The following is a 14828-nucleotide window of genomic DNA, read 5'->3' as shown; positions in this document are numbered from 1 at the left end:
TCAGCGCAGGGTGGAGCGGGTGAAGGTGGGCTTGCCGGCGCCCAGGTAGAAGATGCCCGGGTAGGTCTCGAAGCCGTGGCTGGGGTTGCGGCGCAGGGTGGAATCCTCAATGCGGAGCGTGCCGGTGCGGTTGTTGCTGACGAAGAAGATCGCCCCGCCGCCCTCCTTCGCGTCGTTGCCCTCGATGGTGGTGCCGGCGATGCGTACCGAGAACTCGTTGCCGTCGCAGTAGATCGCGCCGCCGCTGCCGCCGCCCGGGGTGCCGGAACGGGCCGGGTTGGCCCCCTCGCCGACCGCCGCGTTGTCGCGCAGCGTGCTGTTGAGCACCACCCAGGAGACGCCGATGCTGCTCAACGCGCCGCCGTTGGCGCAGGAACCGCCGACGAAGGTGCTGCCGACCACGTACACCGGCTGGTCGTCGTGCTGGTCGAGGACCCGGATGGCGGCGCCGCCCACGTCCGGGCCGGTCCGGTCGCAGCGGTTGTCGACGAAGTGCGAGTTGACCACCTTGAGCCGACCACCCCGGACGAAGATCGCGCCACCGCCGCCACCGTCGGTGCGCTGGCCGGTGGCGTCGCCGTCGGCGAAGGTCAGGTTCTGCACGGTCAACCGGGGGTGGTCCTGGTCCTGGCAGTGCGAGGTGGTCCAGCCCTGCAACGGGTCGCAGGTGTTCAGGTAGAGGATGCGCCGCTTGCCCTGACCGCTGAGGGTTACCTTGCCGCCGCCGTCGATGATCACCTGCGGGCCGTTGGCGTTGCGCACCTTTGCCGTCGCCGTCATCGTGATGGTCACCGGATCGGGGCCGCAGTCGAAGGTGATGATGCCGCCGGCCGCCACCGCCCGGACCACCGCCGCCGAGGTGCAACTGGCCGGGTGCCGGTGCCGACCGTACGGGTCGGCCGCGAGGTGTCCACCGCCCGACCCGCCGCCGGTACGGCCACCGCATCGCCGGACGACTTGCGTACGCCGCCGGTGGGTGTCGCCGAAGGCACGGCGCTGGCGCTGGCAGAGGGTTCCGTGCTGGCCTGCGGATCGGCCTGCCCGCCCTGCTCGGTGGCTGCGCCCGAGGCGGCGGCGTCCGCGTCGACCGCAGGTGGTGGGGTGCTGCGCGGATCGGCCCGGGGCACGGACGGCCCACAGGCGGACAGGACGGTGACGGCGACGCCGAGTGCGACCACGGCGGGGGATCTCAGACGCACTTAGGTGATGCTAGGGGATGAACCGCCGAAAACCACCCCCGGCGAGGCTCAGGTGAGCGGTACGTGATGCAGGTGCCGGCGACGTCGCAGCCGGACGCTGAACACCCCCGCCACCGTCACGATCAGCAGCGCAGTGACCACTGTGGCGTGCAGCAGCCCTCGGGTCAGGTAACCGCCGTCGGTGTGGTCCACCGCCCAGGTGGCGATCTCCCGGCTGGACCAGAACGGGGTCAGCTTCGATCCGGGACTGGCCGGATCGAGCAGCATCTGCATGGCCACGACGGTGAGCAGCAGCAGGGTGCCTTCCAACTCGCGGGGGAGCAGGGCACCGATCAGCATGCCGAACGGTGCCGCCACGGCCACGCAGCAGAGCATCGCCACCGCGATCCCGCCGTACCGCAGGTTGGCCGCGTCGAAGACGGTTAGCAGGAAGAACGGCACCGAGACGGCCAACCCGAGCAGCCACAGGCCGAGCATCCGGCCGACGTAGAGGTGGTGCGGGCGGTAGCCGGCGAGCCGCAGCCGAGGTTCCAGCTCGCGGGCGGCGCTGGTGGCGAAGAGCGCCGCCGTGCTCACCGCCCAGCTGATGCCCAGCAGCAGCGCGCGGATCGACTGCCCGACGTAGGAGTCCCGCCGGATCAGCCAGAAGACCAACGGCATCAACAGCAGAAGCAGCAGTACGCCCCGACGCCGGGCCAGCTCCCGCAACGTCATCTCGGCCACGGTGAGCATCGGCTTCATCAGTGGCCTCCCTGGTCGGCGGGGGTCAGATCGAGCACGACGTCGACCCGGTCGAGTTGGTTGAGCAGGTGGGTGATCACCACGATGGCCCGTCCCTCGTCGCGCAACCGGATCAACTGATCCCAGAGGTTGACGTAACTGCCCTGGTCGAAGCCCTGATACGGCTCGTCGAGCAGCAGCACGTCCGGCGCGGCGAGGGTGGACATGGTCAGGTTCAGCTTCTGGCGCGTACCGCCGGAGAGGTGCCGGGCGAGCACGTCGCCCTGGGCGTCCCAGCCGAGTTGTCGAGCCGCCGCCCGGCCGGCTCGTCGGGCCGGTTCCCGGGCCACCCCCTGACCGGCGCCGACCAGGACGAAGTGTTCGTCGGGGAGCAGGAAGTCGGCGGTGCCGCCCTGCTGGGGGCAGAAGCCGAGCCGACCGGAGACGGTCACCTCGCCAGCGTCGGGTGACACCAGCCCGGCACAGATCCGCAGGAAGGTGCTCTTGCCGCAGCCGTTGGCGCCGACCACGGCGGCGATCTGACCGGCCCGTACGGTCAGCGCCGCGTCCCGCAGCACCGTGTGCCGGCCGTACCGCTTGGTGATGCCCCGGGCGTCCAGGCGCACCGGGCCGGGACGCGGGGCGGGCGCGGTGCCGATGCTCTCCACGATCGTGGCCGCGTACGTCTGCGGCGGACCGAAGACCAGCCACGGGTCGCCGCCGCCCTCGCGCAGGTGTGTGGCGGCCTCGGCGACCACGTGCCGGGCAGCGTCGGCCGCCACCCGGCGCTGGTGCAACTCGGCCGCGAAGACCCGCAGCCACTCGTCGGCGTTCACCCGTCGACCTCCTTCGTGACGATGCCGTTCACCGGTGCCACGAACGCCAGCCAGGCGCTGCCGCCGTGGCGCAGCGCCGCCCGCCCGTCGTCGGTGAGCTGGTAGCCGCACACGGTCGGCCTCAGCCGTCGACCACGTCGGAGATCACGACGGTGACGTTGTCCGGCGCACCGGCCTGGTGGGCGAGCTTGACCAGTTGCTCGCCGCACTGGTGGCGGTCGGCGTGCAGCCCCAGCGTGGCCGCGATCGCGTCGTCGGTCACATAGTCGGAGAGCCCGTCGCTGCACAGCAGCAGTCGGTCACCGGCGGTGACCGTCAACATCCCCATCGTCGGCGGTGCGTCCGCGCCCTGCACCGCGCGGGTCACCAGGGAGCGCTGCGGGTGGTGCCGGGCCTGGTCCGGCGTCAGTGCCCCCTGGTCGACCAGCGCCTGCACGAAGGTGTCGTCGCGGGTCAACTGGCTCAGTCGACCGTCCCGGAGCAGGTAGCAGCGGGAGTCGCCGACCTGGGCCAGCACCAGCGTGTTCCCGGCGAGCAGGGCCGCGGTCAGGGTCGTACCCATGCCGTCGCGGGCCGGCTCGGCGGCGATCGCGGCGTGGATGCGTTGGTTGGCCGTGCTCACCACGGCGCGCAGCGCGTCGGCGGCGGCGTCCGGGGCGGTCGGCGGGATCAGCTCGTCCAGGATCCGGATGACGATCTCGCTGGCCACCTCACCGGCAGGAAGTCCACCCATGCCGTCGGCCACCGCGACGAGGCGCTCGCCGGCGAGCGCGGAGTCCTCGTTGTTGGTCCGAACCAGGCCGATGTCGTTGAGGATGGCCGAGCGGAGGATCAGCGTCATGGGTCAAGCTTGCCAAGAAGACCTGTCCCGCGTCTCTACGCACTACTGCGTAGGGTTGAGGAATGTTGCCCGTGTCCATGGTCGGGCGCGCCGGTGAGCTCGCTGAGCTGGGCCGAGCGTGGTCCACCGTGGTGGACGGTAACCGTCGGTCGCCGGCCGTCGCGGTCGTCACCGGAGGCGCGGGCGTGGGCAAGAGCCTGCTGGTCGCCGCCGCGCTGGACGGTTTCACGCCCCGGCCCGACGTGGTGCTCAGCGGAGCCGCCCGGGTGCACAGCCCCGCCCCGTACGACTGGTTGGCCGCCGTGCTGAGCGGGCGTGACACCAGTCGACTCGATCTTCCGGCCGACGCGCTGGCCTGGCTCGCCCAGCAGCCCACCGCGCCACGTGAGCGCTACGCCCCCGGCACCCTGCTCCGGCTGGCCGTGCGTACCGTCCGGGCACTGGTCGGCGCCGGCCCGGCGGTGCTCGTGGTGGAGGACCTGCACGCGCTCGACCCGGCGAGCCTCAATCTGGTCGGTGAGCTGGCCACCGCGGACGGGCTGCCGGCCCTGCTGATGGTGGCGACCCGGCCCGCGGCCCACGCGGTCGCACCCGCCCTCACCGGCCGCACCCTGTCCCGCCTCTGCGGGGTACGCGGCGTGGTGCGCCAACATCTCGGGCCGCTGCGCCCTGCCGAGGTCGCCGAGGTGCTGGATCAGGTGTACGCCGGGTCGGCCGCCGACGCGTGCCTGGTACATCGGGTCTGGCAGCACACCGGCGGTAACCCGTACGCCCTCACCGAACTGCTCGCCGCGCACGCCGGAGCGGATCCCGGCACACTGCTCGCCCCGACCGAGCCCGCTGTTGTTCCGGCCGCTGTTCCCGCCGCTGTTGTTCCGGCCGCTGCTGTTCCCGCTGCTCGGATCGCTGCCGATTCTGACTCCCCGGTCGCTGCGGCGGTCGAGTTGACCGGTCGGGAGGTCGAGGTGCTCGACTGCCTGGTCGCCGGGATGTCCAACAAGCAGGTGGCCCGCGCCCTCGGCATCTCGGTCCGGACGGTCACGGTGCACGTGTCGAACCTGCTGCGCAAGACCGGCGCGGCCTCGCGTACCGAGGCGGCGCTCTGGGCGGTGCGCCAGCGATTCGCCGTCACCGCGCCGACTGCCGGACTCACCGCGCCGACCGCCACCCGCGACCACTGAGCCGCTGATCAACTCCGTTTCGCCGGGGGTAGCGCAGGAGCAGGCTGGCCGTCACCTCTTCGTCGCCGACGGCGGCGTACACGTGCGGCACGTCGGAGGTCCAGCGCAAATGCCCACCGGCGGCGGCGGTCAGCGGGGCGTCGACCGGGCCGGCGCGCAGCACTCCGGTGAAGACCGTGACGTGTTCGGTCACTCCGGCCTGGTGCGCGGGGGAGAGCTGGCCGGGCCCGGGTGCGACCCGCATCCGGTACAGCTCGTAGGTGACGTCGGAGTCCTCGAACACCTCCAGCAGGGTGGCGCTGACCGCCGCCCCCCGCACGGTCGGCCCGCTCGTTGGTTCGGAGAGTACGGCGGTCAGCGGTACGCCGAGCTGAGCGGTGATCGCGTACAGCGTCTCCAGGGTGGGGTTGCGGCTGCCGTTCTCCAGCCCGGAGAGCGTCGCCTTTCCCACCCCGGCCTGCCGGGCCAGCGCGGACAGCGAGATCCCGCGCGCCTCACGCAGGGCACGGACCCGGCGACCGATCGCCGCCGGATCGGCGTCTGCCACGGCGGGTCGACCAGGGGCGTTGGCCGGTGGGGGGTCTGATGCTGGCGAGTGCGGCACCCCGCTATCGTGCTACACGGTCATGTTCCGTAAACGGAACGATTGAGGTGGGGTATGGCGGGTCGCATGCAACCGGTGCTGGCGGGCGCGGTGGCCGCGCTGGTCGGGTTCGCCAGTTCGTTCGCCGTGGTGCTGGCCGGGCTGCGGGCCGTCGGGGCCACCGAGAGCCAGGCCGCCTCCGGGTTGCTCGTGCTCAGCCTGGTGTCCGGCCTCTGTGCCGCCTGGCTGGGCCTGCGTCACCGGTTGCCGATGAGCGTGGCCTGGTCCACACCCGGCGCGGCGCTGCTGGTCGCCACCGGCCCGATGCCCGGAGGCTGGCCGGTCGCGGTCGGCGCGTTCCTCGTCTCGGGGCTGCTGATCGTGGCCGCCGGTCTCTTCCCGATACTGGGCCGGGCCGTGACGGCGATTCCCAAGCCGATCGCCGGGGCGATGCTCGCCGGGGTGCTGCTGCCCCTGTGCACCGCGCCGGTCCGCGCGCTCGTCGAGGTGCCCCTGCTGGCCGCCCCGGTGCTGGTGTGCTGGCTGGTGCTGCACCGCTTCGCCCGCCCGTGGGCAGTGCCCGGGGCGCTCGTGGTGGCGGCCGGCGCGATCGCACTGACCACCTCGGGCGGCGGTGGTGGTGGACTGCGTCCGGTGATCGAGGTGACCGTGCCGCAGTGGAGCCTGACGGCGGTGGTCGGATTGGCACTGCCGCTGTTCCTGGTGACCATGGCCGCGCAGAACGTGCCCGGCACGGCCGTACTGGTCGGCTACGGCTACCGGCCGTCGCTCGGCTCGGCGCTGCGGGCGACCGGGCTGGCCAGCCTCGCGGCCGCGCCGGCCGGCGGGCACGCGGTCAACCTGGCCGCGATCACCGCCGCGCTCGTCGCCGGGCCGGACGCGCACCCCGACCGGGACCGTCGGTGGATCGCCTCGGTGACAAACGGCGTCGGGCTCGCCCTGCTCGGGCTCGGTGCCGGTGCGGTCACCACCCTGGTCGGCTGGGCGCCACCGGTGCTGATCGAGGCGGTCGCCGGGCTGGCCCTGCTCGGTGCGCTGGCCACCGCGCTGACCTCGGCGCTGGCCGACCCCGACGCGCGGGAGGCGGCCGTCGTCACCCTGGTCGTCACCGCCTCCGGCGTCTCCCTGGCCGGCATCGGCGGTGCCTTCTGGGGACTGATCGCCGGCTGCCTGATGCTCCTGTTCTTCCGCCGCCGCTCCGGCCGTCCAGCCGCCCCACCCTCCCTGCCCACCCCATCCTCGCTGCCCGCCCCGCGCGAAGAGGAGGAGGCCCGAAGCTAGAACCCGGCGCTCAGGTCACCAGACCGGTGCGGTACGCGTCGAGAGGTGACCCGGCAGGAGCGCCGTGGTCACCTGAAACGCTATGGATTCGCGCTCCGGGAATCGTCACCGTGGGTGGACACTTGCGGGTAGCTCGCACGGGGGACAAGCGTGCTTGTGTGGGTCGGGCACGCCGGGGTCGGATCACGCCCGGCCGACACCGCTCGCGCCGGTGTCGATGACGGCGCAAGGCCCTCAGAGCTCGGCGGGCAGGTCGCTGGTCAGGGCGTTGAGGAGGACCTCGCGGTCGGTGACGGTGGCGATCTGGTCGGCGAGCACGTAGACGGCGCCGGTGGGGACCAGATCCGTGGAGACCTTGAGGTAGCCGGTGCGCAGCAGCCGGGCGGCCAGGTCGGCGGGGACGTCCGGTTCCTCGGTGGCGGCGGACTCGATCAACTCGTCCAGGCTGCCGCCGGGATCGGCGGTCGGCGCCTGCACCGTCACCGCGTTGGGATCACCGCGCTGCACAAGATCCACAGTCCCCACGTCCCGCCCCGCGACATCCACCACCGGCATCCCGGTGTGCACCCGCGAAACGATCCCCCGCTGATCGATCCCCTGCTGCTCCATCCCCCACCCCTTCCCACCCTCCACTCCCCCTAAACCCACCTCCCGGAACGCGCGTTGATCAAGAGGTTTCCGGCCAACTGGCGACGCAAACCTCTTGATCAACGCTCGCTGTGCGGGGTGGTCCAGGGGGAGGGCGGCTGGGGGGAGAGTTCGCGCCAGGGGTCGGAGGGTTGGAGCAGGGCGCGTACGGTCTCCTCGGCCTCGTCGAGGGTGTCGTAGTCGTAGAAGCGGGAGACTCCCTCGGCGCCGCCGGCCCGCTGCTCGACGTACCACCGATCGGCATCCGTGCGGAGGAAGACGTCCCGTCGGGCCAGCCGCCCCCACTTCCCGTTCCACCAGTGCTTTCGCTGCTCCATGGCGGGACTCTATCGAACACTTGTTCGACTTTGGGTGGCCCCTGCGGGATTCCCGCAGGGGCCGATGTGCGCGTGCCGGGTTCAGCGCCCGCTGGGCGGTTCCTCCCGGCGACCGAGCACGTCGTCCAGGGCGCCGCGCTGCTGGGCGGGCGTGGTCCGGCCGGCGGCCACCAGGGCGTCGCGGATCTCGGTGAGCAGCTGGACCTCCTCGCTCGGTGCGGCCGGCGGCGGCTCCTCACCCCGCTTACGGCGCTCGGCGAGCTTGTTCATCGGGAAGACGACCAGGAAGTACAGCGCTGCCGCGGTGAGCAGGAACGTGATCAACGCGTTGACGAAGGCGATCCAGTCGAACGCGACGCCCCGGAACTCCGGCGCGGTGCCCGCGATGCCCTTGTCGCTGCCGGTGATCAGGAGCACGAAGACCCGGATCAGTGGTTCCAGGAACGACTTGGTGAGCTGGGTGACCACACCCGTGAACGCGGCGCCGATGACAACACCGACCGCCAGGTCGACGACGTTGCCACGCATGATGAAGTCTTTGAAGCCCTTGATCATCCCGTACTCCTGAGGTGTCCCGTGTAAGTCAGGGACAACCTATGCCGCCGGCTCGGGCTCCAGAAAGGCGCCGGCCTCCCGGGCGGCGAGTTCTGGGTCACCATCCCGGATCGCCGCCACCAGCCGGGCGTGGTCGACGTGACGTTCCGGCGTCAGGGCGCCGCCCATCGCCTGGGTGACGGTGCTGCGCATCGCGGCGCCGATGGAGGCGTACAGCTCGGCGAGCATGCTGTTGTGCGCCGCCTCGACCACCGCCGCGTGCAGCGCGGCGTCGGCCTCGACGAACTCGGTGACCCGGCCGCCGCGCCAGGCCGCCTCGCGCGCGACCAGCGCGTCGTCGAGGGCGGCCAGGTCTTCGGGGGTACGCCGACGCGCGGCGAGCCGGGCCGCCTCCACCTCGAAGGCGCGGCGTACCTCGGTCACCTCCGTCATCCGATCGTCGGTCAGCCGGCGGGCCACCACCGGCGCCAACTCGTCGGTGGAGATGACGTACGTCCCGGAGCCCTGCCGGCATTCCAGGACCCCGGCGTGTGCGAGGGCCCGGACCGCCTCGCGCACCGTGTTGCGACCGACGCCGAGCGCCCCGACCAGTTGTGGCTCGGTCGGGATCCGACTGCCCACCGGCCACTCGCCTGCCAGGATCCGCTGGCGCAGCTGCGTGATCGTCTCCTGGATCCGCCGCCCTCGGGGCGGCAGCGGGGCGGAATCAACGACCGGTGGCACTGGTTACAACCTCTCGCCTGGATTCATCCCATGATTGTAGATTCGAGGTCATGCCCCCGTCGCCTGCTGGCACCCCCGCTGCTCCGACAATCACCGCCGACGGGTTGACTCCCCAGGACATCAAGGCCGGGGCCGGTGAGCACCCGACCGCGCCGGCGTCCCGCGCCAACGGTGGCCTGCTGGTGCTGGCCGGGATACTGCTGGTGGCGCTCAACCTGCGGGCCGCCGTCACCAGCCTCGGCGCCCTGCTCGACGAGGTGCGCGTCGGTCTGGCGCTCTCCGGCACGATGGCCGGCTTCGTCACCACCCTGCCCACCATCGCGTTCGCCGGGCTCGGGGCGGCCACTCCGTGGCTGGTCCGCCGGCTGTCCGCAGCCCGCCTGCTGGTGCTGGGAATGCTGGCGCTCGCCGTCGGCCAGGTGCTGCGGGCGGTCACCGGGTCCGCCGTGGTGTTCCTGCTCACCAGCGCGCTCGCGCTGGCCGGGATCGCGGTGGCGAACATCATGATGCCGATGCTGGTCAAGCAGTACTTCCCGCATCGCGCCGGACTGGTCACCGGGGCGTACACGATGGCGTTGGTCGCCGGCACGACGGTGGCTGCGGCGGCTGCGGTGCCGGTGGCGCACGCCTTCGGCTCCTGGCGGGCGGGGCTGGGCGTCTGGGCGGGGCTCGCGGTGGTCGCCGTACTCCCCTGGCTGCCGGCGGCGTTGCGCAGCCGCACCGCGGCGCGTCGGGCGACCCGGGATGCCGCGGCCGCCGCCCGCGTGGTCGTCCGACCCGGCCGCACCCGGCTCGGCTGGGCGATGGCGGTCTACTTCGGAGCGCAGTCGCTCAGCGGGTACGCAATCATGGGCTGGCTGGCCCAACTTTTCCGGGACGCGGGTTTCCGGCCGCAGGACGCCGGCCTGCTGCTCGCCGGGGTGACCGCGCTCGGGGTGCCGATCGCGTTGCTGATGCCGACGTTGGCCGGTCGGCTGAGCAGCCTGCGGCCGCTGGTGTTCGCGTTGACCGCCGCCTCGACGCTGGCCTACCTGGGCCTGGCCCTGGCACCGCGGGGCGCGGCGGTGCTGTGGATAGTGCTGTTGGCCTTCGGCCAGGGGGCGTTTCCGTTGATCCTGACCACCATCGGTCTGCGGGCCCGCACCGCCGACGGGACGGTCGCGTTGTCGGCCTTCGCGCAGAGCACGGGGTACGTGATCGCGGCGTTGGGGCCACTGCTGGTCGGGATCCTCTACGAGAGCACCGGAGGCTGGACGGCGCCGCTCGGTTTCCTGCTACTCGCCCTCGCGGTGCAGACGGGCGCGGGGATGGTGATCGCCCGTCCCCGCTACATCGAGGACGAGCGTTGACGGGCCGGAATCAGGAGGAAGCCGGTGTGGGGTCGCCTGCTACCGCCTGGTCGACGGTCGGATAGGTGTGCAGCACCTCCACCAGGCCGCTCACCTCAAGGATGCGCAACACCCCGCGTTGCGGTGCGGCCAGGCGCACCACCCCGCCGGCCTCGTCGCAGCTGTTCTTGGCGCGGACGAACACCGACAGGCCGGTGGAGTCGCAGAACGAGACCTCCGACAGATCGAAGACGAGGCGGCTGCGCCCCTTGTCGAGCAGGTCGGTGATCTGGTCCTGCAACTGCGGCGCGGTGGCCATGTCCAGTTCGCCCGCGACCGCCACTACGACCACGTCACCGCGCTGTTCCGTGTGCACCGTCAAGGACATTCGCCAGACCTCCTGTTTATCGGTGGAACGGTATCCCACCGAAGCCCCGGTACGCAGAACGGGCGCGAGATCGGTGGCCGCCACCATTCGCTTGCTGTGGGGCAAGTAGTTTCCGGGTCTGCGGTGATAGAGTCCGGCCGGTCCGGGTCGAGGGGGTTATGTCATGGCGCTGAGCACTGACGAAAGTAGCCGGCTGGCTGGCCTGCTTACCAGTTGTGTCGATCAGGTCACGCAACGATGGACCGAGGTCGTCGCCGCGCAGTTGCGTGGTCGACTCAGCCAGGTCGAGCTGCGCCAGCAGGTGCAGGAGCTGCACCGCGTCCTGGTCGACGCGCTCGGCAAGGGTGCCGCCGACCTGGCCGCCGAGGAGGCCACCGAGCTGCGCGCGGTCCTTTCCGACCTGTCCCGTGGGCAGGCTCGCCAGGGCTTCTCCGCCACCGAGACCGCCACCGGCGTGTTCGCCCTCAAGGACGCCCTGTTGGCCGTGATGGAGGCCGACCAGAGCGCCGGGACGCTGCGCGACTACGTCGCCTTCAGCACGCTGGTCGACCAGATGGGCCTGTTCACCTTCGAGAGCTACGTACGCACCCGGGAGAGCCTGATCGCCGACCAGGCCGAGCAGCTGCTGGAGCTGTCCACCCCGGTGGTCAAGCTCTGGGAGGGCGTGGTGGCGGTGCCGCTGGTCGGCACCCTCGACTCGGCCCGCGCCCAGGTGGTCATGGAGCGGCTGCTGCAGACCCTGGTCGACACCGGCTCGCCGTACGCGATCATCGACATCACCGGCGTACCGGCGGTCGACACCCAGGTCGCCCAGCACATCCTGAAGACTGTGGTGGCGGCCCGGCTGATGGGTGCCGACTGCATCATCTCCGGCATCCGGCCGCAGATCGCCCAGACCATCGTCGCGCTCGGCATCGAGTTCGGTGACATCGCCACCAAGGCCAGTCTCGCCGATGCGCTGCGGCACGTGCTTCGGCTCACCGGGGTCGAGACCGCCCGCCGCCAGTCGCGTCGGGAGGCGTGATGGAGCGGGTGCCGATCCTCAAGATCGGCGACATCCTGCTGGTCTCCATCCAGGTCGACATGTCCGACCAGACGGCCATCGCCCTCCAGGAGGATCTGGCCGAGCGGATCGTCGCCACCAGCTGCCACGGCGTGATCATCGACATCACCGCGCTGGACATCGTCGACTCCTTCGTCGGGCGGATGCTGTCCACCATCGCCTCGATCTCCCGGGTGCTCGACGCGGAGACGGTGGTTGTCGGGATGCGCCCGGCGGTCGCCATCACCCTGGTCGAACTGGGGCTGTCGCTCAACGGCATCCGTACCGCGCTGAACGTCGAGCGGGGGATGGAACTCATCGCGGCCGACCGCGACCACGGGTTCGACGGATTCGACGACGACCCGGACGCAGAGCCGACGGCGTCGCCGTGACCAGCGGGGTCGACCTGAGCCGGCCGCAGGCGCAGACGGTCGGCAGCGACGAGGACGTGGTACGCGTCCGCCAACTGGTGCGTACGGTCGCGGTGGCCGTCAGGCTCTCCCTGGTCGACCAGACCAAGGTGGTCACCGCAGCCAGTGAACTCGCCCGCAACACCCTGGTCTACGGCGGTGGCGGCACCGTCGAGGTGACCGCCGTGGACAACGGCCGCCGCCCCGGCATCACCATCGTCTTCGCCGACTCCGGGCCCGGCATCGCCGACCTGGAACTCGCGCTGACCGACGGGTACACCACCGGTGGTGGCCTCGGCCTCGGCCTCAGTGGCGCCCGACGGTTGGTGGACGAGTTCGACATCCAGACCGCCCCCGGCGAGGGCACCCGGATCACGATCACCAAGTGGTCCCGGTGACGGCCGAGCCCGTTTCCGACCGGGGCACCTGGTTCCGGGTGGAAACCGGCAGTGCCGGCAGCGCCGTGCGGCGGGCCGCCGAACGGCTGGGTGGCCAGTTGGGACTGCCCGACGGCCGGATCGCCGATCTGGCCATCGTCGCGGCAGAGCTGACCAGCAACCTGATCAAGCACGCCGAGGACGGTTTGCTGCTGGTCCGGCCGGTGCGCCGCGAGCTGGACGCCGGTGTGGAACTGGTCGCGGTCGACGCCGGGCCGGGCATGGCTGATCTCACCGACTCCGCCCGCGACGGTCACTCGACCACCGGCACGCTGGGCATCGGCCTGGGAGCGATCGTCCGGCAGGCGAGCTGGTTCGACGCGTACTCCCGACCGGGCCGGGGAACGGTCATCGCCGTGCAGGTGTTCGCCGGCGGGGAAATCGAACGGCCCTGGGTCGGCGGACTCACCCGGCCGCTGACCGGGGAGACGGTCAGCGGGGACGGGCACGCCTGGCGGATCGTCGGCGAACGCCGTCAGGTGCTGGTCACCGATGGCCTGGGGCACGGGCCGTTGGCCGCCGCCGCCACCGACGCCGCGCTCGCCGCGTTCCGGGCCGCCTCGGCGTCCTCCCCGGCCGAAGTGGTCAGCCACCTGCATCGGGCGTTGTCGCACACCCGCGGTGCGGCGCTCGCCGTGGCCGAGCCGGACCCGGCGGCCGGATTGCTGCGGTACGCCGGGCTGGGCAACATCAGCGGCGTGGTGGCCACTGGGGACGGCCGGCAGCGGGGACTGGTTTCCCTGCCCGGTATCGCCGGGCACCAACGCCCGACGATCCGGCAGTACGACTACCCGTTCGACGCCGGCAGCTTGCTGGTCATGCACAGCGACGGCGTGGTCGACCGTTGGCGGCTTGCCGACTACCCCGGCCTGACCGGACGATCGCCGCTGGTGGTGGCCGCCACGCTGCTGCGGGACGCCGGCGTCCGTCGCGACGACGCTGGCGTGTTGGTGGCGAGGTCCTGGTGACGGGCAACGAACCGCTGTTGCAGATGACGCTGCGGGTGGAGCAGGACATCTTCGTGGTTCGCCAGCGGGGCCGGGAGGTTGCCGCCGCGGTCGGTCTGGAGCACCAGGACCAGGTCCGGATCGCCACCGCCCTGAGCGAGGTGGCCCGGGATCTGCTGCGCGGCGTCGGCGGTGCCGACGTGGTGTTCGCCATCGCCGACACTCCGGACGGGCGACATAACCTGCGAGTCGACCTCATCCCGGTCGGCCCCTTGCCCGAAGGGCGGTACGAGCCGCAGTCGGGCGCGGTGGCGCGTCTGGTGGACACGTTGAGCGTGGTGGCCCCGGCGGGGGATACGGTCGTGAGGATGTCGCGACGTATCCCGGTCACCGCCCAGGCGCTCACCCCACAGCGTCTCGAGCAACTGCGTGCCCAACTCGGGCAGAGCGCACCGGGCACCGTGGAGGAGGAACTAGCCACCCAGAATTCGCAGCTGATCGCCGCCCTCGACGAGGTACGCAGCCAACGCGACGAACTGGCGCGACTCAACGAGGAACTGGAGCAGACCAACCGCGGCGTGCTGGCGCTTTACCATCAGCTCACCGACGAGTTGGAGGAGACCAACCGGGGTGTGGTGGCCCTCTACGCCGAGTTGGACGAGAAGTCGGCGCAGCTGCGCTCGGCGAGTGAGTCGAAGACCCGCTTCCTGGCCAACGTCAGCCACGAACTTCGGGCACCGGTGACCGCGATCATCGGCTTGGCCCGGTTGCTCACCGACTCCGCGTCCGACCCGCTCACCGATGAGCAGGAGCGCCAGATCGATCTGATCCGGTCCTCCGCCTCGGACCTGCTCTCGCTGGTGAACGAGCTGCTCGATCTGGCCAAGGCGGAGTCGGGTCGGCTCGAACCGAACTGGGCCGAGGTGGATCTGCGGGCCGTGTTCGGTCAGCTGCGCGGCACCCTGCGGGCACTGCACACCGCCCCCGAGGTGGAACTGGTGGTGGAGGAACCACCGGCGCCCGCCACCATACGCACCGACGAGATGCTGCTCGCCCAGGTGCTGCGCAACCTGCTGCACAACGGTCTGAAGTTCACCGCCCGGGGCGAGGTACGGCTGCGTGCCGAGCGGCGCGGCGACGGCTGGAAACTTGTCGTCTCCGACACCGGATCAGGCATTCCAGTGGAACTGCACGAGCGGGTTTTCGAGGAGTTCTACCAGGTGCCGGGGCCGTCCCGGGCCGGCGGCACCGGGCTCGGTCTGCCGTACGCCCGGCGGCTGGCGACCCTGCTCGGCGGTACGTTGGAACTGTCCAGTGAGCCGGGTCGGGGCAGCACCCTGACCGTCTCGCTGCCGGCGAACGGGATGTGAC

Annotated in this window: 19 protein-coding genes; 8 read left to right on the top strand and 11 right to left on the bottom strand. The window is 71.5% G+C overall.

Annotation, left to right across the window (positions count from 1 at the left end; all coding sequences use genetic code 11):
- The 5 genes from AB0M35_RS06310 to AB0M35_RS06290 form a co-directional block, all read right to left on the bottom strand.
- Positions 1–849: a hypothetical protein gene (locus AB0M35_RS06310; RefSeq protein ID WP_363742240.1), complete on the bottom strand. Its 849-nt coding sequence runs from the start codon at positions 847–849 to the stop codon at positions 1–3.
- Positions 789–1199, bottom strand: coding sequence for a hypothetical protein (locus AB0M35_RS06305; RefSeq protein ID WP_363742238.1), 411 nt, complete (start codon positions 1197–1199; stop codon positions 789–791). Before AB0M35_RS06305 ends, AB0M35_RS06310 begins: the two co-directional genes overlap by 61 nt.
- A gap of 48 nt (positions 1200–1247) precedes the next feature.
- Positions 1248–1940, bottom strand: a complete 693-nt coding sequence (locus AB0M35_RS06300; protein WP_363742236.1) for an ABC transporter permease — start codon at positions 1938–1940, stop codon at positions 1248–1250.
- Positions 1940–2755, bottom strand: a complete 816-nt coding sequence (locus AB0M35_RS06295; RefSeq protein ID WP_363742233.1) for an ATP-binding cassette domain-containing protein — start codon at positions 2753–2755, stop codon at positions 1940–1942. The genes AB0M35_RS06300 and AB0M35_RS06295 overlap by 1 nt, the downstream gene beginning before the upstream one ends.
- A gap of 121 nt (positions 2756–2876) precedes the next feature.
- Positions 2877–3596, bottom strand: coding sequence for a protein phosphatase 2C domain-containing protein (locus AB0M35_RS06290; protein ID WP_363742231.1), 720 nt, complete (start codon positions 3594–3596; stop codon positions 2877–2879).
- 62 nt (positions 3597–3658) lie between these two features.
- Between AB0M35_RS06290 and AB0M35_RS06285 the strand changes: the two genes are divergently transcribed.
- Entirely contained in the window at positions 3659–4777 is a 1119-nt protein-coding gene (locus AB0M35_RS06285; protein ID WP_363742228.1) for a LuxR family transcriptional regulator, read from the top strand.
- Here AB0M35_RS06285 and AB0M35_RS06280 read toward each other — a convergent pair.
- On the bottom strand, positions 4746–5324 hold the full coding sequence (locus AB0M35_RS06280; RefSeq protein ID WP_363742226.1) for an XRE family transcriptional regulator: 579 nt from the start codon (positions 5322–5324) through the stop codon (positions 4746–4748). The two genes, AB0M35_RS06285 and AB0M35_RS06280, sit on opposite strands and share 32 nt — an antisense overlap.
- 111 nt (positions 5325–5435) lie before the next feature.
- On the opposite strand from AB0M35_RS06280, the gene AB0M35_RS06275 reads away from it, so the two are divergent.
- The gene (locus AB0M35_RS06275) at positions 5436–6662 is read left to right on the top strand and encodes a benzoate/H(+) symporter BenE family transporter (protein ID WP_363742223.1); all 1227 of its coding nucleotides are present in this window, start codon (positions 5436–5438) and stop codon (positions 6660–6662) included.
- Between the two features lie 234 nt (positions 6663–6896).
- Here AB0M35_RS06275 and AB0M35_RS06270 read toward each other — a convergent pair whose 3' ends face one another.
- The 4 genes from AB0M35_RS06270 to AB0M35_RS06255 all read right to left on the bottom strand — a co-directional run bounded on the left by AB0M35_RS06270 (position 6897) and on the right by AB0M35_RS06255 (position 8905).
- On the bottom strand, positions 6897–7256 hold the full coding sequence (locus AB0M35_RS06270) for a hypothetical protein (protein ID WP_363743001.1): 360 nt from the start codon (positions 7254–7256) through the stop codon (positions 6897–6899).
- A gap of 113 nt (positions 7257–7369) precedes the next feature.
- A complete protein-coding gene (locus AB0M35_RS06265; protein ID WP_363742220.1) occupies positions 7370–7627 on the bottom strand; it encodes a hypothetical protein in 258 nt (85 codons plus the stop codon).
- 81 nt (positions 7628–7708) lie between these two features.
- Positions 7709–8182, bottom strand: a complete 474-nt coding sequence (mscL, locus tag AB0M35_RS06260; RefSeq protein ID WP_363742217.1) for a large conductance mechanosensitive channel protein MscL — start codon at positions 8180–8182, stop codon at positions 7709–7711.
- Between the two features lie 39 nt (positions 8183–8221).
- A complete protein-coding gene (locus AB0M35_RS06255) occupies positions 8222–8905 on the bottom strand; it encodes an FCD domain-containing protein (RefSeq protein WP_363742215.1) in 684 nt (227 codons plus the stop codon).
- A gap of 50 nt (positions 8906–8955) precedes the next feature.
- Here AB0M35_RS06255 and AB0M35_RS06250 point away from each other — a divergent pair, with 50 nt between their 5' ends.
- Positions 8956–10254, top strand: a complete 1299-nt coding sequence (locus tag AB0M35_RS06250; protein ID WP_363742212.1) for an MFS transporter — start codon at positions 8956–8958, stop codon at positions 10252–10254.
- A 10-nt stretch (positions 10255–10264) separates the two neighbouring features.
- Here AB0M35_RS06250 and AB0M35_RS06245 read toward each other — a convergent pair whose 3' ends face one another.
- On the bottom strand, positions 10265–10621 hold the full coding sequence (locus AB0M35_RS06245; protein WP_013730957.1) for an STAS domain-containing protein: 357 nt from the start codon (positions 10619–10621) through the stop codon (positions 10265–10267).
- Positions 10622–10784: 163 nt separating this feature from the next.
- Between AB0M35_RS06245 and AB0M35_RS06240 the strand changes: the two genes are divergently transcribed.
- The 5 genes from AB0M35_RS06240 to AB0M35_RS06220 are packed head-to-tail and all read left to right on the top strand — an operon-like array spanning position 10785 to position 14827.
- The gene (locus AB0M35_RS06240) at positions 10785–11645 is read left to right on the top strand and encodes an STAS domain-containing protein (protein ID WP_363742209.1); all 861 of its coding nucleotides are present in this window, start codon (positions 10785–10787) and stop codon (positions 11643–11645) included.
- Complete coding sequence (locus AB0M35_RS06235; RefSeq protein WP_363742206.1) at positions 11645–12055, top strand: STAS domain-containing protein; 411 nt, start codon at positions 11645–11647, stop codon at positions 12053–12055. The genes AB0M35_RS06240 and AB0M35_RS06235 overlap by 1 nt, the downstream gene beginning before the upstream one ends.
- Complete coding sequence (locus AB0M35_RS06230) at positions 12052–12471, top strand: ATP-binding protein (protein ID WP_363742203.1); 420 nt, start codon at positions 12052–12054, stop codon at positions 12469–12471. Before AB0M35_RS06235 ends, AB0M35_RS06230 begins: the two co-directional genes overlap by 4 nt.
- On the top strand, positions 12459–13478 hold the full coding sequence (locus AB0M35_RS06225; protein ID WP_363742200.1) for a SpoIIE family protein phosphatase: 1020 nt from the start codon (positions 12459–12461) through the stop codon (positions 13476–13478). The genes AB0M35_RS06230 and AB0M35_RS06225 overlap by 13 nt, the downstream gene beginning before the upstream one ends.
- Before the next feature lie 23 nt (positions 13479–13501).
- Positions 13502–14827: a sensor histidine kinase gene (locus tag AB0M35_RS06220; RefSeq protein WP_363742999.1), complete on the top strand. Its 1326-nt coding sequence runs from the start codon at positions 13502–13504 to the stop codon at positions 14825–14827.
- Position 14828 lies beyond the last annotated feature (1 nt).

Origin of the sequence: Micromonospora sp. NPDC051196 (assembly GCF_040682415.1) — a bacterium.
In the GTDB taxonomy this organism is placed as follows: Bacteria; Actinomycetota; Actinomycetes; order Mycobacteriales; family Micromonosporaceae; genus Micromonospora.
The sequence above is the reverse complement of the archived record's forward strand: the minus strand, read 5'-3'. Positions and strand labels throughout refer to the sequence as shown.